The organism is Mycobacterium sp. FW102-FHT13B02 (assembly GCF_058790275.1).
In genome coordinates, this window is sequence record NZ_JBYTCM010000013.1 from 136,944 (window position 1) to 163,177 (window position 26,234).

Here is a 26,234-nt window from a genome sequence, read left to right on the forward strand (position 1 = left end):
CGCGACACCGCACTTCGCGATTCAGCATTTCGCGCCGGCGTCGGGCATGGTTCCGTTGATCAGATAACTGCCGGCGTGGTCGTCGACGCAGCTGTTGCCCTGGAACACCACGGTGTGCTGGGTGCCGTCGAACGTCAGCAGATTGCCACCGAGTTCCTTGGCCAGGTCCACGCCCGCCTGGTACGGCGTGGCCGGGTCGTGGACCGTCGACACCACCAGCGGCGGTGCCAGACCCTTGACCGAAATCTCGTGCGGCTTGGACGTCGGCGGCACCGGCCAGAACGCGCAGGTGCCCAGCGGGGCATCGCCGGTGAACTGGCCGTAGCTCATGAAGGGCGCCACCTCGCGGGTGCGCTTGTCCTCCGCGATGACCTTGACGCGGTCGGTGATCGGCGGCTCGTCGACGCAGTTGACCGCCACGCGGGCGTCAGTCGAGTTGTCGTAGTGGCCGTCGGGGTCCCGGCCCATGTAGGCGTCGGCGAGCCGCAGCATGATGTCGCCGTGGCCGCCCTTGAGCTCGGTGAGCCCTGCGGTGAGGTCCTTCCACATGGCCGGCGAGTACAGCGGCAGGATGGTGCCGACCAACGCGTCGCTGTAGCTCAGACCACGCGGATCCTTTGTGGGGGCCGGCTTTTGGACCAACGGGTCGACCAGGCTGTGGTAGACGTCGTTGACCTTCGCCGGGTCCGTGCCCAGCGGGCAGTCCGGGCTGTTCGCGCAGTCGGCGGCGTAGTTGTTGAACGCCATCTGGAACGCGGCGGCCTGGTTGATGTCGGCCTCGATCGGATCAGCGTTGGGGTCGACGGCGCCGTCGAGGATCATCGAACGCACCTTGTCCGGGTAGTCCTCGGCGTACTGCGCACCGATCCGGGTGCCGTAGGAGTAACCCAGATAGGTCAGTTTGTCGTCGCCCAGAGCGGCGCGGATGGCATCCAGATCCTTGGCGACGTTGGCGGTTCCGACGTTCTCCAGGAACTCCTTGCCCATCTTGTCGACGCAGCGCTGCACGAACGCCTTGGTCTCGGATTCGATGCGTGCGACACCAGCCGGCGAGTAGTCGACCTGCGGGTCGGCGCGCTGCCGGTCGTTGTCGGCGTCAGAGTTGCACCACACCGCGGGCTTGGAGGACCCGACGCCGCGAGGGTCGAAGCCGACGAGGTCGAACCGCTGCCGCACCGCGTCGGGAATGTTGTTGAGCAACGACACCGCGGCGCTGACGCCCGACTCCCCCGGCCCGCCCGGGTTGATCACGAGGGAGCCGATCTTGTCGCCGGTCGCCTTGATCCGCAGCAGCGCCAGCTGTGCGACGTCACCGTCGGGCTTGCTGTAGTCGACGGGCACGGACAGCATCGCGCACTCGGCCCCCTTGGGGATGCGCGACTGCGAGTCCGGTGACGTGGTCTGGCACGGCGACCACTGCAGGGGCGCGCCCGGCTTCGGCACCGCGCGAGTCGCGCGTCCGTCGATCACCTGGCTACAACCCGTCGCAAGCACAAGGACCGTGGCCAGTACCGATGCGAGGGCGAGACTCCCCCGTCTGAGGTTCATGGTCGACCATGGTGCCATGAGCGCTGGTCTGACCTGATGAGGGCGTTGCCGCGCGCCGTCAGACGGTGGCGGCGGCAACCAGCTCATCCAGCGCGGTGGCGAATTCGTCAGCCATGTCCCACAGGTCCGGAATCAGCTCCGGGCAGGAGATCAGGCCGACGTCCAACGTGCCGTTCAGGGACATCACTGTGATGTTCAAGCCGGAACCGTGGAACAGCGGGCCCAGCGGATACATCGCCTTGACCTCGGCGCCGAGCATGTACAGCGGCTCCTGCGGACCGGGCACGTTCGAGACGACGAGGTTGTGCACGGGCTTGGCCTCGGCCAGGCCGGTCGAGGCAAAAACCCGCATCGCGGTCCCGAACACCGACGGCGCGGCGAACTGCGACCAGTCCTGCAGCAGCGTCGCGCTGATGGCCGAACTGTGTTGTTTGGCAACGGTGCTCGAGTCGGCGATGGCACGAAGCCGCTCGGCCGGGTCCTCGATGGTGGTCTCCAGCTTGGCGAACATGCCTGACACCTGGTTGCGGCCGGGGCGGTCGGATTTGCCGCGGACCGAGACCGGACACATGGCCACGAGGGTGGAATCCGGCAGCGCGTCACGCTCCAGCAGGTAGCGCCGCAGCGCACCCGACACCAATGCCAGCACCACGTCGTTGACCTTCACATGGAAGTGGTTCTTGACGGTCTTGATGTCCGCCAGGTCCAGCTGGGCAAACGCCACGTTGCGGTGCCCGGTGACGTTGACGTTGAACGCGGTCTTCGGCGCAGCGAACGGCGCCGCCATGGTCAGTCCCTTGGCCGCGCGGCGGACGGTGTCGATCACGGTGGTCGCCGTCGAGGGCAGCACATTGGCCAGCTTCAGCGGGCGGGTGAAGTACTTGACCGCGCCCCCCACCGCGATCTCGAGTTCCGAGGCGGTGCCGCTGCCTGCGACGGGCTCGGGCGCCGGCGCGTCCGGTTCGAGGGTGCACAGCTGCGACATCAGGTTGGCGCCGGTGACGCCGTCTATCCCGGAGTGGTGCATCTTGGTCATCACGGCCAGCCGGCCGCCGTCGTGGGCGTCGGTGCCGGCGATGTTCTCGATCACCCACATCTCCCACAGCGGGCGGCTGCGGTCCAGCTGCAGCGCCGCGATGTGCCCGCAGATCTCGGACAGCTCGACGCGGCCACCCGGGGATGGCAGCCCGATGCGGTGCAGGTGCCGGTCGATGTCGAAATCCGGGTCCTCCACCCGCACCGGGTGGTCGAGGTTCAGCGGCGAGTCCGCCAGCTTCTCGCGGAACTCCGGCATGGCCGCGAGGCGCTCGACCAACTTCTGGCGCATCTTGTCGAAGCTGTAGCCGCCCGGAATGGTGGCGGCATCCAGTTCCATCACCGCGCACACGTGCAGGGGCTGCACCGCGGTCTCGAGGTAGAGGAAGCTGGCGTCGAGTCCGCTGAGCCGCTGGTATCCGGGCATATGCGTGATCGTAGGCGGCCCGGTTTACCGAATGTGAGGCATTCCACTTCATGTGTCGTTCACCTGGAGTGCCCGGTGGTGGCAGACTTGACCCGTCAAACGTCCCGGGGACCCGATACGGGCCTCGAGGTTCGAACCGACCAACATATTTGAGGACGACGATGTCTGATCAGCTTTACGGCGCTGCCCCGGAGTCTGTCTGTAAGACCCCTCGCACCAAGATCCGTACCCACCACCTCGCAAAATGGAAGGCCGAAGGCCACAAGTGGGCCATGCTCACGGCCTACGACTACTCTTCGGCCCGCATTTTCGACGATGCCGAGATTCCCGTTCTGCTGGTCGGCGATTCCGCCGCCAACGTGGTCTACGGCTACGACACCACCCTGCCCATCACCATCGATGAGCTGATCCCACTGGCCCGCGCAGTCGTCAAGGGTGCCCCGCACGCGCTGGTGGTCGCCGATCTGCCGTTCGGCAGCTACGAAGAAAGCCCTCGGCAAGCTCTCGCGACGGCAACCCGCTTCATGAAGGAAACCGGCGCGCACGCGGTCAAGCTGGAGGGCGGTGAGCGGATGGTCGAGCAGATCGCCGCACTGACCCAGGCCGGCATCCCCGTCGTGGCCCACATCGGCTTCACCCCGCAGAGTGTCAACGGGCTCGGCGGCTTCCGGGTCCAGGGCCGCGGTGACGCCGCCGACCAGACCATCCACGACGCCATCGCCGTGGCCGAGGCCGGCGCCATCGCCGTGGTGCTCGAGATGGTGCCCGCGGAGCTGGCCACCCAGATCACCGGCAAGCTGACCATCCCCACCGTCGGCATCGGCGCCGGCGCCAACTGCGACGCGCAGGTGCTGGTGTGGCAGGACATGGCGGGCATGACGGCCGGAAAGACCGCCAAGTTCGTCAAGCGCTTCGGCGACGTCGGGGCCGAATTGGGCCGTGCCGCACGGCAGTACGCTGCCGAGGTGGCGTCCAGCGTGTTCCCCGCAGAGGAGCACTCCTACTGAGCACGAGTGTGAGGGCTGTGCACGCACATCCGCTATCTGCCGTGCACAGCCCTCACACTCCTCCTCGCTAGGCGCTCAAGTCTGATATTCGGCTCAGCCGAAGGCCGGCTTGCGCTTGCCGACGAAGGCGCCGACGCCCTCTTTGCCGTCGGCCGACGACGCACACTTGGCGATCAGCCGGCCTTCACGCTCCAGCTGGGTCTCGTATTCGGCGCCGTAGGTGGTCAGCAGCAGCTGCTTGACCGCGGCGTTCGAACCACCGGCCTGCGTGGCGACCTCAGCAGCCAGGGCGTCGAGCGCGCCCGGCAGCTCGGCGTCGGGCACGACGCGGGTGACCAGGCCCCAGTCGGCAGCCTCGGCGGCTTTGAGCACGCGGTTGGTGATCATCAGATCCTGGGTGCGGCGCAGGCCGATCAGCCGCGGCAGCATGTACGACGATCCGCCGTCGGGGCTCAGCCCGGCCTTGGTGTACGCCATGGTGAACGACGCGGACTCCGCGGCCAGCACCAGATCACCGGAGACGCCGAGCGGGAAGCCCGCGCCGGCCGCGACGCCGTTGACGGCGGTGATCAGCACCGCATCCATGCGGGCGAACGTGGACATGGCGCGGTGCAGGTCGTCGGCGATGCCTTTGACGAACGCACCCGGATCATCGGCGGCGGCCATCGCCTTGAGGTCACCACCGGCGCAGAAGAAGCGGCCGGCGCCGGTCAGGGTGACGACCTTCACTGCCGGGGTGTCGCACAGCGCAGCGGCCCTCGCCAGGTCGCGGGTCAGGGCGTCGTTCATGCCATTGGCCGCCTCAGGCCGGTCGAGCACGATATTCACGACGGCACCGGACTGGGCGAACTTCAGCGTCTCGAATTCGGTCACGCCTCAAGACGTTATCGGCAGCAGATGCAGCGCCGCGATGTGGCACGCTAATGGCAGCGTTGGTACTGCCCGTCCCGGGTCGCAAATGAAGGTGAACATGGCCGCTGGCAAGCGTAAACCGTCCCGCCACACCGAGATTGAACGCAAGTTCGCGGTGGTCGACAGCACTGTATCCCCGTCGTTCGACGGATTGTCCGCCGTCGGCCGGGTGGAGCAACGGCCGGTCGAGCACCTGGACGCGGTGTACTTCGACACCCCGGACCACGACCTGGCGGCGCACATGATCACCCTGCGCCGGCGCACCGGCGGCACCGATGCGGGCTGGCATCTGAAGCTGCCCGCCGGCGCCGATTCCCGCACCGAGGTCCGGCTGCCGCTCACCAGTGCCCGTGAGAGCGTGCCCGACGAGCTGCGCGACATCGTGCTGGCCATCGTCCGGGACCTGCCGCTGCAGCCCGTCGCGCGGATCGAGACAGCGCGCACCGTGTCCATGCTGTACGCACCGGACGACACCGAACTCGCCGAGTTCTGCGACGACCGCGTGACCGCCACGGCAGGCGAATCGCTGCAGAACTGGCGGGAGTGGGAGCTCGAACTGGTGGGCAACGTCGATGGGGGCGCCGACGTGCTCGACCGACTGGCCAATCGGCTGTTCGACGCCGGCGCCGAACCGGCCGGGCACGGCTCCAAGCTGGCCAAGGTGCTCGAGGCCGCCAGAGGGGACGACGACCCGGAGCCCACTCCCGAGCCCACCGACAAGGTGCACCGCGCCATCGCGGCGCACATCTCCGAATTGATCGAGTGGGACCGCGCGGTGCGCGCCGACACCTTCGACGCGGTGCACCAGATGCGGGTCACCATCCGCAAGATCCGCAGCCTGCTGCAGGAGACGGGCAATCTCGGCGAACGCGAATGGGTGCTCGACGAGCTGAAGTTGCTGGCCGGCGTCCTGGGCACGGCGCGGGACGCCGAGGTGCTCGCACAGCGATACGAGGACGCGTTGCAGGGGCTTGCGCCGGAACTCGTTCGTGGGCAGGCACGCGAGCGCCTGGTCGACGGTTCGCAGCGGCGCTACCAGTCCGGGCTGCGCCGGTCGCTCGCGGCCATGCGATCCGAGCGCTACTTCCGGCTGCTCGATGCGCTCGACGCCATCGTCGTCGACAACACCCAGCCGGCCGCCGCCGAAGAGGACGCGAAGCCGGTGACGGTCGGCGGCGCCTACCGCCGCGTCCGCAAGTCGGTACGGAAGGCCGAAGCGGCGGAGGCGGCCGGCGCCGAGGACAGCGAGGAGGCGCTGCACCGAATTCGCAAAGGCGCCAAGCGTCTTCGCTATACGGCCGCCGCCACGGGTGAGTCGAAAGTGGCCGACTGCGCCAAGGACATCCAGACGCTGCTGGGCGATCACCAGGACAGCTACGTCAGCCGGGCACACCTGCTGCAGCAGGCCGAGGCCGCGCACGCCGCGGGCGAGGACACCTTCACCTACGGCATCCTGCACCAGCACGAGGCCGAGGTGGCCGAGTACGCCCGCATGCAGCTGGACGCCTCACTCAAGGCGCTGGCACGCGCGATGAGGAAAGCGAAGAAGTAGCGGGGCGGACGAGCTGGCCTGTAAGCCGGATTCTGTTCCCCGCCACCATCGCTGGTGGCGAGGCGGCGACCATCCATCTGGGCACACCGTCGCCGGGTACCTCGAGCGGCCTACCCGCAGGCTCGGGCGAGCAGCCCTCGGGCACCTGCGCAGCCGCAACCAGGTTGCGGCCTTCTTGGCCTTGCTTCGGGTGGGGTTTACCTAGCCACTCCGGTCACCCGGAATGCTGGTGCGCTCTTACCGCACCGTTTCACCCTTACCGTCTTGCGACGGCGGTCTGTTTTCTGTGGCACTGTCCCGCGAGTCACCTCGGATTGCCGTTAGCAATCACCCTGCTCTGTGAAGTCCGGACTTTCCTCGAAACCTCTCGGTCCCGCGGCCGCCCGGCCAACTCGTCCGCGCCGACAACCATATCAGCTGGTCAGAGCGCCGCGACCAGCGAGTCCAGCACGACGACCGCACCATAGGCCAGCAGCACCTGTTTCAGCCATCGCGGCCCGTCCCAGCGTGTTCGAGCGGCCGCCAGGCCGATGCCGAGTACCACGATCACCGGCACCGTGATCGTCCAGGACGACCACACCTGCCGCGGGCCGTACACCAGCAACGCGGCCGCCGGCCCCAGCGACCAGTCGCCGGACGTGGCCAACGAGTTGCCCATGGCATCGGTCACGAAACCGAGCGCCTGGCGGCCACCCAGTAGAAGGCACAGGCACGCGGTCACCAGAAGCAGCGACTCTGCAGCCAGGCGGATGTCGAGTCGGCGCTTCACCGCTTGGTGACCTCCGATCAGTGCGTGCGGCGCAGGACAATCAGGTTGTCCCGCAAAATGGCGGATTCGCCGGTGGGTCCGATTGCCTCGCGTTCCAGCGTACCGACGTGCTGCGACTGCCAGCTTTGTTCCGGTAGGTCGAGCTCGGCGACAACCTCGTCCGCGGACTGAAAGTGGTGGTCATGGACGTGCTTGGCGGCCCAGGGCGGCGCCTCACCGTGGTCGACGATCAGCAGCGTGCCGCCCGGCGCGACGGCCGCTGACGCCTGCTTCAGTATTTGCCGGCGCTCCAGATGAACCGTGGAGTGCAGGAACTGCGCCGACACCAGATCGAAGCTGCCCGCCGGGAAACTCTGGGACAGGTCGTGGTGCTGGAAGTCGATCCGCTCCGCCACTCCCCTGGCCTGTGCCGCACTGCGAGCCCGATCGAGGGCATTGGTGGCGATGTCGACCGCGACCACCTGCCAGCCCTGGGTGGCCAGCCAGATCGCGTCGGCTCCCTCGCCGCAACCGAGATCCAGCGCGCGGCCCGGCGTCAGTTCGCCGGCAACCGTCGCTAGATGGGCGTTGACCCGACCGCTCCACATCTGGGGCTTCTCGGCATAGCGGCCTTCCCAGTGTTCCTGCGGTGTCTCAGTCGTGGACATGTCAGTTCTCCTGCTGATCGAAGTTGGGCCAGGGCATGACGGGCAAGCCGAATTGGTCGTGCACCAGACTCTGCACGATGGCCGCAGCGGCCGCGGAACCACTGGCAATCGCCGCGGCGACCTGGGGCATCTGGGCGCACACATCGCCGGCGGCGAAGATGCCGGGCACCGAGGTGCGGTTGATCTGGTCGACCACAACGGCGTCGACGACAACCGGCCCGGGTTCTGCGGTGCGTACCCCGAGCTGGGCCACCAGGTCGGTTCGCTGCCGCAACGCGCTGGCCATCAAGACGCCTTCGCGCTTGAGTTCGTCGCCGTCGGCGAACACCACGGCGGCCAACTCATCGTTGTGCGAGGCGAATTCGACGATCTTGCGCTCGTCCACGCGCACACCCGCGTCGGCCAGGGCGCGGTTCTGGTCGTCGTCCAGGCTGGTCGGCCCGTTGGTCAGGACGACGATGTCGTCGGTCCAGGCCCGCAGCAACAGCGCCATGTGCACGGCCCGGTCCCCGTCGGCGAGGACTGCCAGCGCCTGATCGCGGGCCTCCCAGCCATGGCAGAACGGGCAGTGGAACGCGGACCGGCCCCAGTGGTCGTGCAGTCCCGGGATGTCGGGGTACTCGTACTCCATGCCGCCGGCCAGCAGTAGCCGCTGGGCACGGTGCACACTTCCGTCGGCGAGTTCGAGCCGGAACGTGGGGCCGTCCTGCGCCGTCGCACCGGTGACCTGTCCCTCGACGAACTGCACCGACGGATACTTCATCAGCTCACGGCGCCCGTCGGCGTACAGGTCGGCAGGTGGGCGTCCGTCGTGCCCCAGTAGTCCCCCGATGCCGTGGGCCGCGCGGTTGCTCTGCTCTCCGGCGTCGATGACCAGCGTTCGTCGTCGCGCACGGCCCAGCACCAGTGCGGCGCTCAGTCCCGCCGCCCCGCCACCGACGATGGCGCATTCCCATTCGTTTTGCATGACACCGACCTTGCCGCGCGGCGCGCAAAATGCCAAGCTAATTTGCCATGCAGGCAAACTCGGAGAACGACGACATCGAGGCGCGGGTCCGACGCCGGCTGCGCGAGCTGCGCACGCAACGCGGCATGACGCTGGAAGACGTTGCGCGCGCGGCCGATATCGACATCTCGACGCTGAGCCGCCTGGAATCGGGCAAGCGCCGCTTCGCGCTCGACCACCTGCCCCGGCTCGCCGCCGCGCTGGCCATCAGCACCGACGAACTGATGCGCGTCCCCGAGGCCGAGGACCCGCGGGTCCGCGGCGCGTCACACAGCCGCGACGGGATCACCTACTGGCCGTTGACCCGCGGCGGGCCGGCCGGCGGTCTGCACACGTTCAAAATCCGCGTGAGTGCCCGGCGCCGAACGCCACCCGCCGAGCTTCCCGTGCACGACGGCCAGGAGTGGCTGTACGTGCTGTCGGGCAATCTCCGACTGCTGCTCGGCGACCGCGACTTCACCATCAAACCCGGTGAAGCCGTTGAGTTCTCGACATGGACGCCGCACTGGTTCGGCACGGTGGACGGACCCGTGGAGGCGATCGCCATCTTCGGACCTCACGGCGAGCGCCTGCACATCCGCAACTGAGCCAAGCAACAGGACGGCGACAGTCCGCACTCCGCGGCGTACGGGCCTGCTGGCTCGGCTCCGCCGCCGAAGCAGCAGGCCCGCGATCCGCCTATCACTGTTGAGTTGTCAAGGTGCGCAGCAGGTTTCGGATAGCGCGTGGGGCGGCTATGCGGCCATGTCCAGTCGCATGGTGCGGCGGTTGTAGGCCGGGATCGGGTTCCGGTGGGGGTCGACGGTCGCCGGTGGGATGAGCCAGGGGTGTTTGTCCAGGCCCATGACCACGTCCCAGCCGTCGTGATGGACATTGGCATGACAGCCCGGGCACAACAGGCAGCCGTTGCTCAGTGATGTTTCGCCGTGGTGGGTCCAGTGCACGATGTGATGGGCATGGGTACGTCCGGGCGGGGCGCCGCATTTGATGCAGCATTGATCGCGCAGATACAAGGCTTTGCGTAGCGGTGCCGGGAACAACCGTTTGTCCCGTCCCATGTCCAGTGGTACCTGTTCGCCGTCCACGATCACCGTGGTGACGGTGGTGTCGCAGGTCAGCCGGTCCAGCGTCGCCATGCTGATCGATCCCATGAACTCCAGCTGGGCCAGGTCCGGGGTGTCGGCGGGCACTGTCAGCAGCAGCTGGGTGCGCGGCGCGCTGGCGACGTCCCCACCCCGGGCGGCGATATCCAACACCGCTTCAAGCGCGTCGGCCCGGCGCCGTCCCGCCGAACGGGCATCAGCGGTGCCGTCGGGTTCGGGCCGCGGCGCCGACAGTTCCTCCATGGCGGCCACCCATTTGGCACCCACTTCGGCGTCCAGGTCCGCGCGCACCTGCAGGCGCCCGTCACTGGTCACCCGATGATCGACCGTGTTGATCGACCGGTCCTCCGCAGCGGGCAGACCACCCGCAGCCGCGGCGACCCGGTTGCCGAGCCGCCGGGCCCGGTCCCCGATCTCCGCCGGGGTGGCCCCGGAAAAGAACTGCCCCAACAGGTCGGTCACCTGCCCGAATCGGGCTTCTTCGCCCACCAGTCCGGGTGAGCGGGCCCGAATATGGTTGATGCCCTTGACGATCGCATCCACATGCTCACCCGAGATCGCCCCATCCGCGGCATGCACGGTCAGCGTCGGCAACGACGGCAGCGCACCACCGATACGCACCATCCGCTCCGCCACGCTCGGTGCAAACCCCAACGACATCAACAACTCCCGCAGCGTCCGCCCCTGCGAAGCCGCCACCGCGCACCGATCCAGCACCCCGGTCACCGTCGCCGCCAGATGATCAATCAGATTGCGCAGCGTCACCAGCACCCGCATCGACTCGAGAGCATCGTCTCCGGTGACGTCATCCGGAACGCCCAAACCTCGGGCAATGTCGAGGCTGGTCGTGAGATCCTCTGCGATTCCCATACCACATTTTATCGAACATACTTTCGAACATCAAGGGGTTGCTTCTTCAAACTTTCTGGCAGGCGCCGCTTGTGGATGGGTCGCGCGCTGTGGATAGGTTCAGGATCCCGGCCGGCTACGACGGCGACGCCCTCGACATGAAAACCCACCGATTCAAGGCCATCTACAACACCATCCCAACCCGCAAAACCTGCCAAATTCTTGACGCAAGACAGCATCGGACCGTTCGGATTCAGCCGATGCCGCCGGACTCCACCTACCGTTGAGATGGCCACCGAGCGCGCCACAATGCGACGCCCAGAACACTTTTCGCGCCGCTTGGCTGTCGCTCGGCCGGTTTCGCAATGCCGCCCGAGCGAGCAAGACCCCGAATCAACTGTCACGATGTCCGGATACATCCCACAGCCCGGCCGCTAACATTCGCCAAAGCATCCAAGAGGCGCCTGACACAAGACGGGGAGACCACATGAAGAGCAGGATTTTGCGTGCGGCGGCAGCCGGGGCGGCCGTCGCACTGGCGCTCTCCGGATGTGGCGGCAGCACCAAGGACAGTGATGGCAACGTCACGCTCAAGCTCGTGGTCGCGGACTATGGCACCGGGCCCCAGAACGCCAGCAAGAACTACTGGCAGGGCATCGTCGACGCATTCCATGCCAAGAACCCGAAGGTCTCGGTGGACATCACCGCCATCAGCTGGAACGACTTCGATACCCAGGTCCAGACCATGGTCCAGAACCGCCAGTTCCCGGACATCACCGAAGGCGACTACTTCTCCAACTACGCCCAGGACGGTCTGCTCTACTCCGCCGACGAGGTACTGACCAATCCCGGCAATCTGCTGCCGGTGTTCGCCAAGCAGGGCACCTACAACGGCAAGCAGTACGGTCTGCCGTTCACCACCAGCGCACGCACGCTGTTCTACAACAAGAAGCTGTTCGCCGAGGCCGGCATCCCGGCGGCACCGGGCACGTGGGACGACATCAAAGCCGACGCGGCGAAGATCAAGATGCTGGGCAAGATCGGGTTCGGTCTGCCGCTCGGGCCTGAGGAAGCGCAAGCAGAGGCTCTTCTCTGGTTCCTGGGCAACGGCGGCAATTACCAGGACGCCGACGGCAAGTGGACGATCGACAGCCCCCAAAACGTGGGGGCGCTGACGTATGCCAAAGACCTTGCCGCGCAAGGCCTGACCGAACCCAACCCGGGTACCAAGAACCGCACCGATCTGTGGAAGCAGTTCGCGCAGGGCGAGATCGGCATGATCAACGGCTCACCGGCCCTCATCCCGATCATCAAGGAAGGCGGCAAGCTCACCGACGCCGACTGGGCGTCGGTGCCGATCGCGGGCAAGGCCGGCCCGCCGGCGAGCACCCTTGGTGTGTGCGACAACGTCGCCGCGTTCAACGCCAATGGTCACCAGGCGCAGATCAAGGCGTTCCTGGACTTCGCCTACCAGGACGAGTACCAGGTCGCCTTCGACAGGATGTACCACCTGCTTCCGGCCACGACGAGCGCCGCCAAAGCACTGGCAGGCGACCCGGTGTTCGGCCCTTTCATGACAGCGCTTCCCAATGCGGTGCAATATCCGAGCAACACCACGTGGGCCGAAGTCAAGTCCAAGATCCAGCACGAGATCGGCACGGCGATGACTGACAGCCCCAAGGATGTTCTGACAGCGCTGCAGCAGGCGGCGGTCAAGGCCGGCTGAGTGAGGCGCACTCTGAGACGGCTCGCGCCGCTGGCGTGGATCGGGCCGGCCTGCGCGCTGATCGGGCTGACGGTGCTCTGGCCCGTCGTCGTCATGGTCCAGACGTCGTTCCAAAAGGTCAGCCCGAGTGGCGTCGTCCTCGGTTCTGCCGGTGGCCGCAACTTCCAAGCGCTCGCCGATGAAGCTGCGCTGAGCGGGGTGCTCATGCGCACCGTGGTCTGGGTCGTCGTGGTGGTCGCCGTCACGATGGCGGTGTCGCTCGGTCTCGCCCAGCTGTTCAACGCCCAGTTCCCGGGCCGCAGGCTCGCGCGGTGGGCACTCATCGCGCCCTGGGCCGCGTCAGTGATGATGACCGCCCTCATCTTCCGCTGGGCGCTCGAAGCGGGCAGCGGCGTGATCAACGTCTTCCTGCACGACCTCGGCCTCGTCGACCTCGGGTCGACCAGAGCCGACTGGCTGGGCCGGCCGATATCCGCTTTCGTGGCCATGATGCTGGTCGCGATTTTCGTATCGCTCCCCTTCACGACGTACACGATCCTTGCGGGCCTGCAGACCATCCCGGACGACCTCTACCGCGCGGCCAAGGTCGACGGTGCCTCCCGCCGGCGCAGCTACCTGTCGATCACGTTGCCGCTGCTGCGTCCGGCCATCATCGTCGCGACGCTGATCAACGTGATCAACGTCTTCAACTCGTTCCCGATCATCTGGGAGATGACGCGCGGCGGACCTGGGTACGAGACCAGCACGACGACGACGTTCATGTTCATCCTGAAATCCGCCCACATCGGTGAGTCCGCAGCGATGTCCGTGTTGAACTTCGCGCTGGTGGTCGTCATGGTGCTCGTCTTCCTGCGCGTCACGCGATGGAAGGACCACGTCCAGTGAGCCCCCGACGGCTCGCGGCGGCGCTGGTGGCCTACGCCATCGCCATTTTCTTCCTGCTGCCGTACGCCGAGATGGTCGTCACCGCACTACGACCGGCGGACGAACTCCTCTCGCCGGGCTATCTGCCGTCCCGCTTCGACTTCCACAATTTCACGACCATCTGGTCGACGGGCCTCGGTGGGAACCTCTCGGCAAGTCTGATCGTCGCCGGCGGCGCAACGCTCGTCGTGCTGGCGGTCGCCCTGCCCGCGGCGTACTACACCGCACGCCGAAAGTTCCGCGGTCGCACGGCATTCCTGTTGCTGGTGCTCGCCACCCAGATGTTCCAGCCCGCGGCGATGCTCGTCGGCATCCAGCGCGAGTTCATCGAGTTCGACTTCGCGACGCCACTGATCTCACTGATCCTCGTCAATGCCGGCTTCAACCTGGCGTTCGCCATCTGGATCCTCAACGCGTACTTCTCGACCATCCCCTTCGAGCTCGAGCAAGCCGCAATGCTCGATGGCACAAGCCGTTTCGGCGCGTTCGTACGCATCAGCCTCCGGTTGGCGATGCCCGGAATCGTCACCGCCGCGATCTTCACGTTCATCGCCGCCTGGAACGAGTTCATCGTGGCGCTGACCCTGACCCTCGGCGCTTCGGCGGACAGGCAGCCGTTGACGGTCGGAATCAACAACTACATCGGGGTGTACTCGATCGATTGGGGGCACCTGTTCGCCGGATCGGTGATCGCGACGGTGCCTGTCATCGTGTTGTTCGCGGCGATCGAGGGACGCGTCGTCAGCGGACTGACTGCGGGCTCGGTCAAGTAGCGCAAACTAATTCGCGGGGTACGCCGGCGGCGGGTGCACGCCGCGCAGGATCCATGGGAACCAGGTGAAGAAGTGCTCGATCTCGTCGCTGCCGTCGTAGTCGGGGCTGGGGTCGAAGCCGTTGTTGCCGCCGCCTTGCTTCTCGTCGCGGTGCGGCGGTTCGGGCAGCTGGCCGTAGACGGCGACGACGACGGTGCGGTCGGGGCTGTTCTCTGACCACACGCCCATCTGGTTGTTGGCGCAGTTGGACATGATCGCCTTGATGGCGGGGTCGTAGTACCACTGGTTGATCAGTTCGACTCCGCTGATCGCCAGCGCCGGGTTGGTGGCGACCGTCTGCGCTACCGGTCCGCCGCGGTAGCCCGCCTGCTCGGCGCGCATCTGCGGTGTGGATCCGTCGGATCCGATGTCCCCGTCCAGGTCTCGGTTGGCCATCATGTCTTTGGCCTGGCGTTGGGCGGCCTGTTGCAGCTGTGGGTTGACGGCGATGTCGTTGGTGCACCCGCCCTGGTGCTGCACGGTGTACACGTTCGAGATGACAGAATCGTTGAGCCGCTTGTTGTTCGGGATGAGGGTGTTGCCGTTGTCCGCGTGCGTAACCGGCGCGCAGATGATGGCGCCCAGCGGCACGACAGCCAACACAGACAGCACCCGTGGCCGACATCTCATGTTGGACTCCTTCTCATCAGGGATGAACGCCCGGCGGCGACTGGTAGTGCGCGGCGGAGTTTCTCAGCTGCCAGATCTGGGCGGGGCATAGTTCGTTGACGGCCTGCGCAATGAGATACGACGCCTGGTAGTCGTCGTCGGTGCTGAAATCGCCTCGTACGTCGCCCATCACGTCAGCGAATGGTCGGCCGGCCGTCACCTTGCCGCAGATGCCGTAGCCATATCCCAGCGCCGCATCGGCACTGGGAAAGTTGTAGCCGGGCCGCATGGTCACGCCGATCAGATACGCCGTCGCATCGGCATGGGCGGCCGCTGGCGCGCATACCGCCGGGATACCCACCACGGCCGCGGCGAGCAACCCACAAGTCCGCAATCGGGTCATGCTGCTCACATCGGATCGAATTGCGAGATGAGCCAACGCCCCTCGACCTTGTCGAGGGTGACGCGCACGCTCGAGGCGGTGCTGGTCGGGGCGGTGTCGCCGATGATCATCGTCTGGTCCACGAACAGCATCACCACCGCATGCTCGGGGGTCGCCGTGGTCCACGCGGCTGCGGGCACGGTGGCGACCGCGGAGATCTTCTTCTGCTTAGAGCCCGGGATCACCACGTCGCGGGTGAGCGAGGTGTAGGAGTTCAGGAAGTTGCCGGTCATGTACTTCTTGGCGGCTTCCAGATCCTTGTCGACGGTCTCGGGCTTGTAGGACAGCAGCGCGATGGTGCCGTCGGTGGCGGCTTTGGTGGATTCGGTTTTGGCCGTGTCGGATTGGCTCAGGGATACGTCCTTCCACTGCAGGTATCCGGCGGCGCCGCCGAGTGCCAGGACGAGCGTGGGCAGCAGGCCGTAAACGGCGATACTCGCCCACGCGACGCGGCGCCGCGGGTGGGCAGGCGCCGCGTCGGTGGTCTGTGCGGCGTCGATCTCGACCGCGTCGTCGAGCTCATCAGCTGTGAGTTCATCCGTCGAAGGCGTTGTCTCGTCGGACTTTTCGGGTGCGGAGTGGTCGCCGCGGGGCTTCGTCATCATTTTCACGGCACAAACTCCACGTTCGAAACCTTCATCACATCACCGACTTTCTGCACCGCGATGCGCATCCGCCACTCGCGTGGTTCCTGCGCCGGCGCACCGACATTCGAGGTTTTGACCGCGACAGCGACCAGCACTTGGGCCGAGTCGCCCGCCTCCGATTCCAGCCCGGCCTCGGTTATCGAGCCCGTGGACGTCGACTTCGCTTCCTTGACGACCTTGATGAAAGGTGCTGAGCGCTTGGCGAAGTCGTCGTAGAACTCCCCCGTCGCGCTGTCGAGAATCCGCTGGACGTCGGCGTCGGCGCGCTGCCAGTCGATGGTCGTCAGGTTCAGTGCGCCCTGCCGGGCGGCCTGGACGATCTGGCTCTGCCGCTCGTCGACCTGGGTCGCGCGGTGCGCCCGCACGGCGAGCCAGCCGACCAGGGCGCTGAGCGTGAGCACCAGAATCAGCCCGATCACCGCCGCAAGCCGGCGCACCGACTTCGGCTTCGCGGGCTCGTCGACAGGCGCATCCGTGCCCTCGGCACCGGCGGCATCGGCGTCATCGGCCTCGTCGGCCTCGTCGATGTCCTCGACATCCCTCGCGTCGGGGTCGAGTACGGCGACCCCGCCGCTCTCGGTCAGCTCCCCGGCTGCGGCGTCATCATGGTTTGCCATGTCTTCTCCTTCGGAGCGGTGTGCGCCAAATCGGCTTGGGTATAGGTCTTTCCGTCGGGACCGATATACGTCCCGGAGGCCGGGTCGTACTCGGCCACCGCAACCGGTGTCGGTGGCGGCGCACCAGGAGCCGGGGCCGAACCCGGCCGCAGCTGCGGCACGTCCTGCCCGGTCCAGGTGGCGTTGGGATCGCCCTTCCAGTTGTAGCCATCGTTGAGCGGGACGTATGGTTCGTTGCTCTCGCACTGTTTGACGGTGGCGGCGCGCTTGCCGGGCACCGTCTCGCAGGGCAGGTTCTTGGCGCCCCGCACGTTGAACATGCCGTCCTGCGGGGTCCGGCAGTACAGGTCGCCCGCCGGGAGTTCGGGGTAGTCCTCGAGCGCGGGGTTGCGCATCTGCTGCGCCGGCAGATAGCCGGTGGTGCACGGCGGCGGCAGGTTGAGGTTCAAGTTGAAGCTCAGATACGCACCCTTGTAGGCCTGCTTGGTGTCCCGGTTCGCCAACGTAACGCCTTGTGCCGCTTCGGTTGTCCGTGGCAGCAGCACCAGGAGCTGTTCGAGGTTGGGCTGGTAGGTGATCGCCACCTTGTTGATGGACACCAGATTCTGCAGCAGGATCGGCAGGGTCGGGCGGAGCCGGCTGAACAACTGCCCCATCTCGCCGAACGCCGGGCCGCCCTTGTCGAGGACGGTGCCCACAGCTTTGTCCTGCGCCTGCAGTTCACCGGTGACCGTGGCGAGATTGGCCGCCCACGCCTGAATCGCGCCCGAGGTGCCCGACTGCGAATCGAGGACGGGCTTGACCTGATCGATCAGACTCAGCAGCGGGTCGAGGTTCGCGCGCGCGTCGATGGCCAGCTGGCTGCCGCCCTTGACGATGTGCGACAGCTCCGGCCCCAAACCACCGACGGCCGTGGCCGATTCGTCGATCACCGTCTTGAGGTTGTCCTTGGGGACTGCCGCCAGGCCCTTGGTCAGCGAGTCGATCACGGTGTTGATGTCCGGCGGCACCGAGGTGTGCGCCAGCGGGATGACGTCGCCGTCCTTGAGCGGCCGCGAATTCGCGCCGCGCGGCGTCAGGGACACGAACTGCTCGCCGATCGCCATCTGGCTGTGCACATCGGCCTGCACATCGGACGGAATGTCGGTACCCGAGTTGAGCGACAACTCGGCCTGCACCCCGGTCGGCGTCAGCCCCACGGACTGCACCCGCCCCACCACGGTGCCGCGGTAGGTGACATTGCCGGTGGCGTACAGACCACCGGTCTCGGGCAGCTCCATCGTCACCACGTAGCGCCCGATGCCGAACAGCTTGGCGGGCAACTGCATATAGATCAGGCCCATCATCGTCACCGCGGTCAGGGCGATGACGGCGAAGATCGCGAGCTGGATTCTCACGCGTTTGTCCAGATGCATTTACGGCCCCTGATCCCAGCGGTACGGAATGGTCAGCGGATTGCCCGGATTGTTCGGGCCGCCCGCGGTGCACGGGCTCGGGAACTGGCCGATGGTGCGGCCCCACTGCAGCTCCAGCTCCGTCAGGTCGCACTCCCAGCGGGTGCCGGTGAAGAAAGCCTGATCGATACGGCTGAGGGTGAGGTCGACGATCGCGGTGAGGTTCGCGTAGTCACCGCGCTGCCACTTCTCGATGGTGTCGCTCGGGAACGGCACCGTCGGGATGAAACTGAGCGCCCGCGTCATCGCCGGCCCGGCATTGGCGAGCTGTTCCAGGGTCGGCCCGAGTTCGCGTAATTCCTTGACCACGTTGTCTTTTGACCGGTCCACCGTGTCGGTCGCGAGGGCGGCGAACTTGCTCAGCTTGTCGGCGGCCGTGACCAGGTTCTCGCGCTCGCCGTTGAGCACGGCCAGCGCTTGCGGGATGGTGTCGACGGCGCGGTCGAGCACGGGCTGGCTCGCGGCGAGCTTGCCGACGACGGTGTTCAGGCTCTCCGACGCTGCGATGATGTCGGGGGTCTGGTCTTTGACGTTCGCGGTGAACGTGTCGAGCTGCTTGATCAGGCTGCGCAGGTCCTCGGCGCGCCCGTGGAACGCCGTGCTGAAGGCCTCGGTGATGTCCTGGACGTTGCCGATACCACCACCGTTGAGCACCATCGACACCGCCGACAGCGTCTGCTCGACCGACGGGAAACTGCCACTGCTGGCCAGCGGAATGACCGACCCCTGATGCAGCTTGCCTTGTGGCCGGCCATCTTTAGGCGCTCCGAGCTCGATGTGCAGGGTGCCCAGCAGACTGGTCAGGCCCAGCTTGATCGTCGAGTTCGCCGGCACGTTCACATCACCGTTGAGCCGCATGGTGACCAGCGCATGCCAGCCCTGCCGCTCGATCTTGGTGACCGTGCCGACGGTGACATCAGAGACCCGGACCCGCGAATTCTCCTGCAGGTTGGTGACATCGGTCATCTGCGCCTGGATGTCGAACGCCCCCGGCCCCCCGCCCTCGGTGCCCGGCAGCGGCAGGCTGTTGGCGCCACGCCAATCCGAACAGCCCGCCGACGCCAGCAACGACAGCGCCGCGAACACGCAACTCCCAGCCGTACGCAGGCGGCGGTTCATGACCCACCCCCTGCCGGCGGCGTCATCATCCCGGCCAGCCCGGCGTTGGCGTCCGTGGTCACCGTCTGAGGAGCCGGCTGCGCGGGCGCCGCGGCCGCCTGCTGCGCCACCGGTGCCGCCGGTGCCGCCGGGCGGGACGGTGGCACGTAGTCGGGCCGCATCCAATCCTCGCTGTAGGTCACCTCATTCGGGCGAGCCTGGGCACCGACGAACAGGTTCTCGCCCAGCGGCGGGAAGTTGTATTGCCGGTTCTTCACGATCGGCGCCAGGTACTGCGCGCACAGCTTCGACGACTGGTCCGCACCGAGGCGCGACGCAGCCTGGATGGCACCGCAGATGAAACTGACCGGGTTGGCGAAGTTGTTGGCCGCCAGAACACCGGTCAACGATCCGACCGCCGGCTCATAGATGTTGTTCAGGTCGGCCACCACCGTTGGCGCCACGTGCAGCACCTGTTTGATGTCATCCATGCTGTCCACGATCGCGGTGCTGACCGACGACAGTTTGTCCGACGCCGTCCCGACGGCCTCCTTGTTGTCCGCTACGAACGAGCGCAGGTCATCAGCGACCGCACTCATGTCCTGCAGCGCCTGACCCACCTTGCCCGGATCGTCGGTGACCAGTCCGGTCACCTCGGCCAGGTTGGTGTTGAGCCGTTCCAGCAGTCCGGTGCTGTCCTGCAGCGCCGACACCAGGATCGAGAGGTTCTTGAACGTCGAGAACAGGTCATTGCTGTGGTCCCCCAGGATCGACACCGCCTGCGACAGCCGGATCACCGACTCCCTGATGCTGGCGCCCTGTCCACGCAGGTTGTCGGCCGCGGTGTTGATGAAACCGCCGAGCGTGCTGACCCCGCCCGGCTGGTCGGGTTTGAGCAGATCCGCCAGCCGCTGCAGCTGCGTGCGGACCTGGTCCCACTCCACCGGCACCGCCGTGCGATCCAGCGGGATCACCGCGCCGCCGCTCAGTGTCGGCCCGCCCCGGTAGGGCGGGATCAGCTGAATTGCCCTGCCCGTCACCAACTGTGGCGACAGGATGACGGCCTTGGCGTCGGCCGGCACCGTGTACTTGTCGTCGAGCCAGAAGGTGACCTTGACCTTCTCGGGTCCCGGTTCGATCTTCTCGACCTTGCCGACCGGCACCCCCTGGATCAGCACATCGTCACCGCTGAACAACTGATTGGTGTTCTGGAAGTAGCCGACCACCTCGTTGCGCGACGCGCGCTGGTACGCCTGCACCGCGAAGTAACCGCCCCCCACAACAAGGGCCAGTACGGCTGCCACGACGAGCACGCGTGCGGGCAGCTTGCTCATTGCTGTCCTCCTGGCGTCGGTACTTCAACGGGGTCCGACACATGCAGTGGCGGGGTCTTCGGCGGTTCCGGCATGGCAGTCTGGCCGGGTGCGAGCGCCGGCGGACCGGGCGGCGGCCCACCGGGTGGCGGCGCCGGTTGCGGTTCGCGGACCGGGTAGCAACCGGGACCGGGCAACGGGATTCCCGGTGGGCCACAAGCGGTATCGCCGGGCTTGCCGGTGATCGCATCCGGAATGGTCATCCGTGGGTCACCGGCCTGGCCGGTGCGCGGGAACGGCACCGGCAGCGGCGGCGTCCCCTGCTGCCCGGTCTGCGGATCCTGAAGCTGCGACGGCAGCTTCGTGTTCGGATCGACCCCGAGGTCGGAGAAGGCGGCATCGACGAACGGCTGCACGAACTGACCGGGCAACAGATTGACGATGTACGCCTTGAAGAACGGACCCGAACTCACCGCATCACCCAGCGCCATCGCGTACCGGCTGAGCCCCTTGACGGCCTGCTGCAGCCGTTCCTTGCGGTTGTCGAGCATCGCCACGACACCGTTGAGCTTGTCCAGCGCCGGCCGCAGCTGCGACCGGTTCTCGGCGATCAGCCCCTTCAGCTGCTGCGAGACCGCCGACAAGCTGTTCCACAGCCGGCTCACCGCGGCGCTCTGCGAACGCAGTTGCACCAGAAGGGCATTGGTGTCCTTCACCAGGCTCACCACTTTGTCGCTGCGCTTGGCCAGCACCGTCGTCGCTTTCGAGGCGTTGTCCAGCAGGCTGCGCAGCTGCGCGTCACGATCACCCAGCGTCTTGGAGAACCGCGCGATGCCGTTCACCGCGTCCCGCAGATCCGGGGCGGTGTTCGCGAAAGCCTCCGAGACCGTGGCCAGCGAGTCCGACAGCTGATGGGTGTCCAGCCCACTGATCGCGTTCGTCACATCGCCGAGGGCGTCCGGTAGCTGGTATGCCGACACGGTCCGCTCGAGCGGGATGGTGCCCTTGAGGTCACCGTCACCCTTCGGCACGACTTCGAGCATCTTGCTGCCCAGCAGGCCCTTGGTCTTGATCGCGGCCTCGGTGCGCTCGCCGAGATGTACGTTGTCGTCGACGGTGAATTTGATCAGTACGCGGGGACCGTCGAGGTCGATGCTGGCGACCCGGCCGGCCGGAAAACCTGAGATGTCCACGGGCGCACCGGTATGCAGCCCACTGGCGTCTTCGAAGTACCCGGAGTACGTGCTCGTCCCGCTGACGAACGGGATCTTCTGGAACATCAGCGCCACGGTGGCGACGATCACCACGGCGCTGATGCCGATGGCGCCGAGGGCGAAATGGCTTCGTTCGGTGAAAGGTTTCATCTCGGGGTGCACCGTCCTGAGGTCTGCCCGGCCACCTTGACGTAAACCGGTTGTCCCCCTTTACCGTTGAGCTTGAGCACCGCGTCGCAGAGGTAGAAGCTGAAGAAGTCGCCGTAGATTCCCTGCCGGGACAGCGCCTTGTACTTGTCGGGCAGCGTGTTGAGGAAGTTGTCGAAGTAGTCGTGATCGGCCAGCACCAATCCCGCGGTCCGGTCCACCTCGTGCACCGTCTTGGCCAGCCGCGGCCGGGCCTCGGTCAGCAGACCGGCGATCGAGTTGGCGGCCGCGTCGGTGTAGGCCACCACCTGCGAGATGTCGGTCTTGCGTTGCGCCAGCCGGTCAACCAACTCAGACAGCGACACCACCGCCTTGTCGAGCTTGTCGCTCTTGCCGCCGAAAGAGGTCAGCACCGTGTTCAGGTTGGTGACGACCTGCCCGATCAATTGATCGCGGTCGGCCAGCGTGTTGGTGACCACCGCGGCCTGCGCGAGGAACGACCCGATCGAGGGCCCCTGCCCCTGCAGCGCCTGGATCAACTCACCACTCAGATCGTTGATCTTGTCGGGGCTGAGGGCGGAGAACAAGGGTCGGAAGCCGCCGATGACGGCATCGAGATCCAGCGCGGGCTGCGTCCGATCGACCGGGATGGTGCCGCCCGGATTGAGCTTTTTGGTGCCGCCGGCGCCTTCCTCCAGCGCCAGGAACCGATCGCCGACGACGTTGTCGTACCGGATCACCGCGCGGCTGCCCTCGGTCAGCACGACCGAACTGTCCGCGGTGAATTCGACCGTCACGGTCGAGTCGCGGTTGATCGACACGTTCTTCACCTGGCCAACCTCGACACCCGCGATGCGAACGTGACTGTCCTTCTTCATGTTCGAGACGTTGACGAAGCGGGCGAAGTAGGTGTGGCCCTCGTCGAACCGCAGGTCCGCGAAGACCGCCCAGAGGGCGACCGTGCCCAGCAGACAGACCGCAAGGAAGACAACCAGGCGCACCAGTGTGCCTCTAAGGTTCTCCACGGCTTCCCTCCTGTCTCGATCGTTGGTTGGTCATCACGGTCAGTTGCCGCCCGCCTCGGCCGGCAACGCGGGCGCCGCGGCCGGCGCCGGCGCCGATTGCGGTTGAGCGTCAGCGGGATTCGGCGGCGCGGGCGGCACACCCGGCCACAGCGGCACCCCGCCGGGCCCGTACAACGCCGCGCCATAGGGCGGCGCCCCGGGGTACTGGATCGGACCGGGAGCAGGCCCGGGCAGGCACTGCCGGATACTCGGTGCCACCGGCACCGCGCGGGTGCTCTGGAACCACTGTCCCCAGCACGGGCTGCCGATGCCCGGGTTCGGCCGGATATCCAGCCCGGTCCCCCAACCGGTGTTGGTGATCAGTTGCCGCACCGGGAAGTTCTTGGCGACATCGGGCAGCGAGCCACAGCCCGGCCGCCCGCCCGGCCCACCCTTGGCCGCGACGATCGGCAGGTTGTCGGGGAACACGTACGGGTTCTTGCCCGGCAGCAGCGTCGCGTCAAGGATCAGCGAACGGCCGTCGGCCCCACCGAACACACCCCAGGCGCCGGTGTCGAGGAACTTCTTGGTGCCCTCCAGCCAGCACGTGTACCCGGGGCTGTACTTGAGCAGCAGACTCGTCGTGGGCTCCAGCCCGTTGATGGCGTCGACCAGGTTGTCCCCGCTCGGCCCCAGCAGATCGGTTCCCGCCTCGGAGAATCCGATGACGTTCATCAGCAGGCTGTCGAGCGCTGTGGCCTTGCTTGTCACCGTGCCGCTGGTGGTACTGGCCGCGTTCAGGATCTTCACGATGTTGTCGGCGGCCGCACCGTAGGTGTCGCTGAAGGCCTTGAACGACCGCCAGTCGTCACGAATCTTGTCCGAGCGCGAGTTGAGCGCCGTCAACACCTCATTGAGATCCGTTGTGGCCTGGCCCATCCGCTCGCCCTGGCCCCGGACACCCTCAGCGACCGCACTGAGCACCGAGTTCAGCTTCGCGGGATCCACCATGTCCAGCAGGTTCACGATGTTCTCGAAGACCGTGTCGACCTCAGTCGTTGTATGGTCGGAATGCAGCACCGTGCCGGCGGCCACGCGGGCGCTACTGGGCGCCTGCGGATACACCAGGTCGACGAACTTGGCGCCGAACGCCGTCGTAACACTCACCTGCGCACCCACATTGGCGGGAATGTACTTCACCTGATCCGGGTCGAGCTTGAGCTGCAGGGCCGCCCCCGATGTGCTCACATCGATCTGGCTGACCCGGCCCACCAGCACGCCCCGCATCTTGACCTTCGCGTTGGTCTCCAACACCAGGCCCGCACGGTCGGCCATAACCGTCACGGGCACATAGGATTTGGCGGCACCGGTGAAGATGACCGTGGTCACCACCATGAACACCACCACAGCCGTGATCAGGATCAGTGCCCACCATGCGTTCGAGATCCGCCGATCCCCCTTACGCGGCTCCATCGGCTAACCCGCCATGTTGAAGTTGCCGGACTGGCCATAAATAGCCAACGAAATGAACACGATCTCGACGGCCGCGATCACCATCGACAAGCGCACCGCACGGCCCACCGCCTCACCGACCCCGGCCGGACCGCCCGAGGCGGCGAACCCAAAGTAGGTGTGCACCAACATGATCACGATGGTGATGGCCACGCACTGCACGAACGACCAGATCAGATCGGTCGGGTTGAGGAAGGTGTTGAAGTAGTGGTCGTACACACCGGCGCCCTGCCCGTAGACCGTCGTGGTGCCCAGGCGCGCGGCGAAGAACGCCATCATCACCGCCACGCAGTACAGCGGGATCACCACGACCACCGCCGCCAGCACCCGAGTGGAGGCGAGGTAGGTGATGCTGCGAATGCCGATCACCTCGAGAGCATCGATCTCCTCATTGATCCGCATGGCGCCGATCTGCGCGGTGGCACCGGCGCCGATGGTGGCCGACAGCGCCACCGCGGTCGTCGCCGGCACGATCATCCGGACATTGAGGAACGCCGAAGCGAAACCGGTCAGGGCCTCGAAGCCGACGGACGAGAACTGGTTGTAGCCCTGGATCGCCACCAGGGCACCGGTGGTCATCGTCAAGAAACCGACAATGGCCACGGTGCCGCCGACCACGACGAGCGCTCCGGTGCCCAAACCCGTTGCGGCGATGAGCCGTAGCAGTTCGGCGCGGTAGTTGACCACCGCATCCGGCATCGACCCGATGGTGTGCGAGTAGAAGGCGCCCTGTTCACCGATGCGGTTCCAGCGGGCGACCGAACTCTTGCTCAGTTTGTCGAGCCGCGGGAACCTGCGGCTCGGAACATCGACAGTCATCTCTTCCTCACGACACCGTGTACTGGATCGCGACGGCCGTCACGATGACGTTGATGGCGAACAGCACCATGAACGTGAACACCACCGTCTCGTTGACCGCGTTGCCGACGCCCGCGGGGCCGCCGCGCACGGAAGTGCCCTTGTAACAAGCGATCAGCCCGGCTGCCATGCCGAACAGCGTCGCCTTGATCAGCGCGACGATGATGTCGCCAGGACCCGTCAGCAGGTTCAGACCGCCGACGAACGCGCCCGGCGAGACGTGCTGCACCGTGACGCAGAAGAGGAACGCGCCCGTCAGGCCGACAAGAATCACCGTGGCAGACAGGGCCAGCGCCACCGTGGTCGCGGCCAGCACCCGCGGCACCACCAGGGAGCGGATGGGGTTGATGCCCATCACGCGCAGTGCGTCGAGTTCTTCGCGGATGGTCCGCGCGCCGAGATCTGCGCACATCGCCGTCGCGCCCGCACCCGACACCACGAGCACCGTCACGATGGGGCCGATCTGGTTCACCGTGCCGATCGCGGCGCCGGTGCCGGAGAAGTCGGCTGCACCGAATTCGGTCAGCAGAATGTTGAAGGTGAATGTCAGCAGCACCGCGAACGGCATCGTGAGCAGCAATGCGGGCAGGACCGACACGCGCGCGACGAACCACGTCTGCATGACGTATTCATGCCATGCGAACGGTCGCTGAAACATCTGCACGAAAGTGTCGAATGTCATGGCGAAAAATCCGCCCAATGAGGTAACCGGCTTAGCTGCAGTCCGCGTAATCGCTACCATTTGTCGCCCGTACTTCCCAGCCATTGCGCCAAATCCACTACATACGGTCGATAAGCGATCGCTGTGGCCAACATGGGTGGAGACGCTATCAATGCAGGTCATCTGTCGAACACCGCCAGATGGAGGGATTTGCACTTGTGATGTACCCCCCATCGGAGGGATATCTGTGTTCCATCACACACCTAGCCTCGATTTTTCGTGAGAGTTGTTCGGACTTGGTGCTGGCCTGAATTTTTGTTGCCAAGCAACGGGTTTCTTGT

General features: G+C 66.4%; 25 protein-coding genes and 1 other RNA gene. 6 read left to right on the forward strand and 20 right to left on the reverse strand.

Annotated features, from left to right (window positions below; translation table 11 throughout):
* Positions 1 to 21: 21 nt before the first annotated feature.
* Together AC3WTE_RS21280 and AC3WTE_RS21285 are read right to left on the reverse strand one after the other, a co-directional pair.
* Entirely contained in the window at positions 22 to 1,548 is a 1,527-nt protein-coding gene (locus tag AC3WTE_RS21280) for an alpha/beta hydrolase (protein WP_492440663.1), read from the reverse strand.
* A 58-nt stretch (positions 1,549 to 1,606) separates the two neighbouring features.
* Positions 1,607 to 3,010, reverse strand: a complete 1,404-nt coding sequence (locus AC3WTE_RS21285) for a WS/DGAT/MGAT family O-acyltransferase (RefSeq protein ID WP_492440665.1) — start codon at positions 3,008 to 3,010, stop codon at positions 1,607 to 1,609.
* 161 nt (positions 3,011 to 3,171) lie between these two features.
* Here AC3WTE_RS21285 and panB point away from each other — a divergent pair, with 161 nt between their 5' ends.
* The gene (gene panB, locus AC3WTE_RS21290; RefSeq protein ID WP_492440667.1) at positions 3,172 to 4,017 is read left to right on the forward strand and encodes a 3-methyl-2-oxobutanoate hydroxymethyltransferase; all 846 of its coding nucleotides are present in this window, start codon (positions 3,172 to 3,174) and stop codon (positions 4,015 to 4,017) included.
* Positions 4,018 to 4,110: 93 nt separating this feature from the next.
* On the opposite strand, the gene AC3WTE_RS21295 is transcribed toward panB, so the two are convergent.
* Positions 4,111 to 4,890 (reverse strand): enoyl-CoA hydratase/isomerase family protein, encoded by a 780-nt coding sequence (locus AC3WTE_RS21295; RefSeq protein WP_492440669.1) that lies wholly within the window; start codon positions 4,888 to 4,890, stop codon positions 4,111 to 4,113.
* Between the two features lie 97 nt (positions 4,891 to 4,987).
* Between AC3WTE_RS21295 and AC3WTE_RS21300 the strand changes: the two genes are divergently transcribed.
* Positions 4,988 to 6,481: a CYTH and CHAD domain-containing protein gene (locus AC3WTE_RS21300; protein ID WP_492440671.1), complete on the forward strand. Its 1,494-nt coding sequence runs from the start codon at positions 4,988 to 4,990 to the stop codon at positions 6,479 to 6,481.
* 5 nt (positions 6,482 to 6,486) lie between these two features.
* Here AC3WTE_RS21300 and rnpB read toward each other — a convergent pair.
* From rnpB to AC3WTE_RS21320, 4 genes are all read right to left on the reverse strand, one after another.
* Positions 6,487 to 6,876: RNase P RNA component class A (gene rnpB / locus AC3WTE_RS21305), an RNA gene on the reverse strand.
* Positions 6,877 to 6,902: 26 nt separating this feature from the next.
* Positions 6,903 to 7,250 carry a hypothetical protein gene (locus AC3WTE_RS21310; protein ID WP_492440673.1) on the reverse strand — a complete coding sequence of 116 codons (348 nt, stop codon included), beginning with the start codon at positions 7,248 to 7,250 and terminating at the stop codon, positions 6,903 to 6,905.
* 17 nt (positions 7,251 to 7,267) lie between these two features.
* Positions 7,268 to 7,897, reverse strand: a complete 630-nt coding sequence (locus tag AC3WTE_RS21315) for a class I SAM-dependent methyltransferase (RefSeq protein WP_492440675.1) — start codon at positions 7,895 to 7,897, stop codon at positions 7,268 to 7,270.
* A 1-nt stretch (position 7,898) separates the two neighbouring features.
* Positions 7,899 to 8,864: an NAD(P)/FAD-dependent oxidoreductase gene (locus AC3WTE_RS21320; protein ID WP_492440677.1), complete on the reverse strand. Its 966-nt coding sequence runs from the start codon at positions 8,862 to 8,864 to the stop codon at positions 7,899 to 7,901.
* A 47-nt stretch (positions 8,865 to 8,911) separates the two neighbouring features.
* On the opposite strand from AC3WTE_RS21320, the gene AC3WTE_RS21325 reads away from it, so the two are divergent.
* A complete protein-coding gene (locus tag AC3WTE_RS21325; protein ID WP_492440679.1) occupies positions 8,912 to 9,490 on the forward strand; it encodes a helix-turn-helix domain-containing protein in 579 nt (192 codons plus the stop codon).
* Between the two features lie 147 nt (positions 9,491 to 9,637).
* Here the strand turns inward: AC3WTE_RS21325 and AC3WTE_RS21330 are convergent, their stop codons facing one another.
* Positions 9,638 to 10,876, reverse strand: coding sequence for an HNH endonuclease (locus AC3WTE_RS21330; RefSeq protein ID WP_492440681.1), 1,239 nt, complete (start codon positions 10,874 to 10,876; stop codon positions 9,638 to 9,640).
* 466 nt (positions 10,877 to 11,342) lie between these two features.
* On the opposite strand from AC3WTE_RS21330, the gene AC3WTE_RS21335 reads away from it, so the two are divergent.
* The 3 genes from AC3WTE_RS21335 to AC3WTE_RS21345 are packed head-to-tail and all read left to right on the forward strand — an operon-like array spanning position 11,343 to position 14,278.
* The gene (locus AC3WTE_RS21335) at positions 11,343 to 12,581 is read left to right on the forward strand and encodes an extracellular solute-binding protein (protein WP_492440683.1); all 1,239 of its coding nucleotides are present in this window, start codon (positions 11,343 to 11,345) and stop codon (positions 12,579 to 12,581) included.
* Positions 12,582 to 13,466: a carbohydrate ABC transporter permease gene (locus AC3WTE_RS21340; protein ID WP_492440685.1), complete on the forward strand. Its 885-nt coding sequence runs from the start codon at positions 12,582 to 12,584 to the stop codon at positions 13,464 to 13,466.
* Entirely contained in the window at positions 13,463 to 14,278 is an 816-nt protein-coding gene (locus tag AC3WTE_RS21345) for a carbohydrate ABC transporter permease (protein WP_492440686.1), read from the forward strand. The genes AC3WTE_RS21340 and AC3WTE_RS21345 overlap by 4 nt, the downstream gene beginning before the upstream one ends.
* A gap of 6 nt (positions 14,279 to 14,284) precedes the next feature.
* Here AC3WTE_RS21345 and AC3WTE_RS21350 read toward each other — a convergent pair whose 3' ends face one another.
* The 12 genes from AC3WTE_RS21350 to AC3WTE_RS21405 are packed head-to-tail and all read right to left on the reverse strand — an operon-like array spanning position 14,285 to position 25,974.
* On the reverse strand, positions 14,285 to 14,947 hold the full coding sequence (locus AC3WTE_RS21350; RefSeq protein ID WP_492440688.1) for a CAP domain-containing protein: 663 nt from the start codon (positions 14,945 to 14,947) through the stop codon (positions 14,285 to 14,287).
* Positions 14,948 to 14,963: 16 nt separating this feature from the next.
* Positions 14,964 to 15,329, reverse strand: coding sequence for a DUF732 domain-containing protein (locus AC3WTE_RS21355; RefSeq protein ID WP_492440689.1), 366 nt, complete (start codon positions 15,327 to 15,329; stop codon positions 14,964 to 14,966).
* Between the two features lie 5 nt (positions 15,330 to 15,334).
* A complete protein-coding gene (locus AC3WTE_RS21360) occupies positions 15,335 to 15,979 on the reverse strand; it encodes a hypothetical protein (protein ID WP_492440690.1) in 645 nt (214 codons plus the stop codon).
* Entirely contained in the window at positions 15,976 to 16,632 is a 657-nt protein-coding gene (locus tag AC3WTE_RS21365; RefSeq protein ID WP_492440692.1) for an Rv1363c family protein, read from the reverse strand. Before AC3WTE_RS21365 ends, AC3WTE_RS21360 begins: the two co-directional genes overlap by 4 nt.
* The gene (locus tag AC3WTE_RS21370) at positions 16,596 to 18,047 is read right to left on the reverse strand and encodes an MCE family protein (RefSeq protein WP_492440693.1); all 1,452 of its coding nucleotides are present in this window, start codon (positions 18,045 to 18,047) and stop codon (positions 16,596 to 16,598) included. Before AC3WTE_RS21370 ends, AC3WTE_RS21365 begins: the two co-directional genes overlap by 37 nt.
* Positions 18,048 to 19,205 carry an MCE family protein gene (locus AC3WTE_RS21375; protein ID WP_492440694.1) on the reverse strand — a complete coding sequence of 386 codons (1,158 nt, stop codon included), beginning with the start codon at positions 19,203 to 19,205 and terminating at the stop codon, positions 18,048 to 18,050.
* Positions 19,202 to 20,518 carry an MCE family protein gene (locus tag AC3WTE_RS21380; RefSeq protein WP_492440696.1) on the reverse strand — a complete coding sequence of 439 codons (1,317 nt, stop codon included), beginning with the start codon at positions 20,516 to 20,518 and terminating at the stop codon, positions 19,202 to 19,204. Before AC3WTE_RS21380 ends, AC3WTE_RS21375 begins: the two co-directional genes overlap by 4 nt.
* The gene (locus AC3WTE_RS21385) at positions 20,515 to 21,861 is read right to left on the reverse strand and encodes an MCE family protein (RefSeq protein ID WP_492440697.1); all 1,347 of its coding nucleotides are present in this window, start codon (positions 21,859 to 21,861) and stop codon (positions 20,515 to 20,517) included. The genes AC3WTE_RS21380 and AC3WTE_RS21385 overlap by 4 nt, the downstream gene beginning before the upstream one ends.
* Positions 21,858 to 22,883, reverse strand: a complete 1,026-nt coding sequence (locus AC3WTE_RS21390; RefSeq protein WP_492440699.1) for an MCE family protein — start codon at positions 22,881 to 22,883, stop codon at positions 21,858 to 21,860. Before AC3WTE_RS21390 ends, AC3WTE_RS21385 begins: the two co-directional genes overlap by 4 nt.
* 39 nt (positions 22,884 to 22,922) lie before the next feature.
* Entirely contained in the window at positions 22,923 to 24,335 is a 1,413-nt protein-coding gene (locus AC3WTE_RS21395) for an MCE family protein (protein WP_492440701.1), read from the reverse strand.
* A gap of 3 nt (positions 24,336 to 24,338) precedes the next feature.
* The gene (locus AC3WTE_RS21400; RefSeq protein ID WP_492440703.1) at positions 24,339 to 25,193 is read right to left on the reverse strand and encodes an ABC transporter permease; all 855 of its coding nucleotides are present in this window, start codon (positions 25,191 to 25,193) and stop codon (positions 24,339 to 24,341) included.
* Positions 25,194 to 25,200: 7 nt separating this feature from the next.
* The gene (locus AC3WTE_RS21405) at positions 25,201 to 25,974 is read right to left on the reverse strand and encodes an MlaE family ABC transporter permease (RefSeq protein WP_492440705.1); all 774 of its coding nucleotides are present in this window, start codon (positions 25,972 to 25,974) and stop codon (positions 25,201 to 25,203) included.
* Positions 25,975 to 26,234: the final 260 nt, after the last annotated feature.

Bases quoted from the DNA above. Each gene is read 5' to 3' on its own strand.
- AC3WTE_RS21280 (WP_492440663.1), bottom strand. From the start codon at position 1,548: ATGAACCTCAGACGGGGGAGTCTCGCCCTCGCATCGGTACTGGCCACG.
- AC3WTE_RS21325 (WP_492440679.1), top strand. From the start codon at position 8,912: ATGCAGGCAAACTCGGAGAACGACGACATCGAGGCGCGGGTCCGACGC.
- AC3WTE_RS21365 (WP_492440692.1), bottom strand. From the start codon at position 16,632: ATGGCAAACCATGATGACGCCGCAGCCGGGGAGCTGACCGAGAGCGGC.
- panB (WP_492440667.1), top strand. From the start codon at position 3,172: ATGTCTGATCAGCTTTACGGCGCTGCCCCGGAGTCTGTCTGTAAGACC.
- AC3WTE_RS21405 (WP_492440705.1), bottom strand. From the start codon at position 25,974: ATGGTAGCGATTACGCGGACTGCAGCTAAGCCGGTTACCTCATTGGGC.
- AC3WTE_RS21375 (WP_492440694.1), bottom strand. From the start codon at position 19,205: ATGAACCGCCGCCTGCGTACGGCTGGGAGTTGCGTGTTCGCGGCGCTG.
- AC3WTE_RS21385 (WP_492440697.1), bottom strand. From the start codon at position 21,861: ATGAAACCTTTCACCGAACGAAGCCATTTCGCCCTCGGCGCCATCGGC.
- AC3WTE_RS21285 (WP_492440665.1), bottom strand. From the start codon at position 3,010: ATGCCCGGATACCAGCGGCTCAGCGGACTCGACGCCAGCTTCCTCTAC.
- AC3WTE_RS21400 (WP_492440703.1), bottom strand. From the start codon at position 25,193: ATGACTGTCGATGTTCCGAGCCGCAGGTTCCCGCGGCTCGACAAACTG.
- AC3WTE_RS21335 (WP_492440683.1), top strand. From the start codon at position 11,343: ATGAAGAGCAGGATTTTGCGTGCGGCGGCAGCCGGGGCGGCCGTCGCA.
- AC3WTE_RS21330 (WP_492440681.1), bottom strand. From the start codon at position 10,876: ATGGGAATCGCAGAGGATCTCACGACCAGCCTCGACATTGCCCGAGGT.
- AC3WTE_RS21370 (WP_492440693.1), bottom strand. From the start codon at position 18,047: ATGCATCTGGACAAACGCGTGAGAATCCAGCTCGCGATCTTCGCCGTC.
- AC3WTE_RS21300 (WP_492440671.1), top strand. From the start codon at position 4,988: ATGGCCGCTGGCAAGCGTAAACCGTCCCGCCACACCGAGATTGAACGC.
- AC3WTE_RS21380 (WP_492440696.1), bottom strand. From the start codon at position 20,518: ATGAGCAAGCTGCCCGCACGCGTGCTCGTCGTGGCAGCCGTACTGGCC.
- AC3WTE_RS21315 (WP_492440675.1), bottom strand. From the start codon at position 7,897: ATGTCCACGACTGAGACACCGCAGGAACACTGGGAAGGCCGCTATGCC.
- AC3WTE_RS21350 (WP_492440688.1), bottom strand. From the start codon at position 14,947: ATGAGATGTCGGCCACGGGTGCTGTCTGTGTTGGCTGTCGTGCCGCTG.
- AC3WTE_RS21355 (WP_492440689.1), bottom strand. From the start codon at position 15,329: ATGACCCGATTGCGGACTTGTGGGTTGCTCGCCGCGGCCGTGGTGGGT.
- AC3WTE_RS21395 (WP_492440701.1), bottom strand. From the start codon at position 24,335: ATGGAGCCGCGTAAGGGGGATCGGCGGATCTCGAACGCATGGTGGGCA.
- AC3WTE_RS21320 (WP_492440677.1), bottom strand. From the start codon at position 8,864: ATGCAAAACGAATGGGAATGCGCCATCGTCGGTGGCGGGGCGGCGGGA.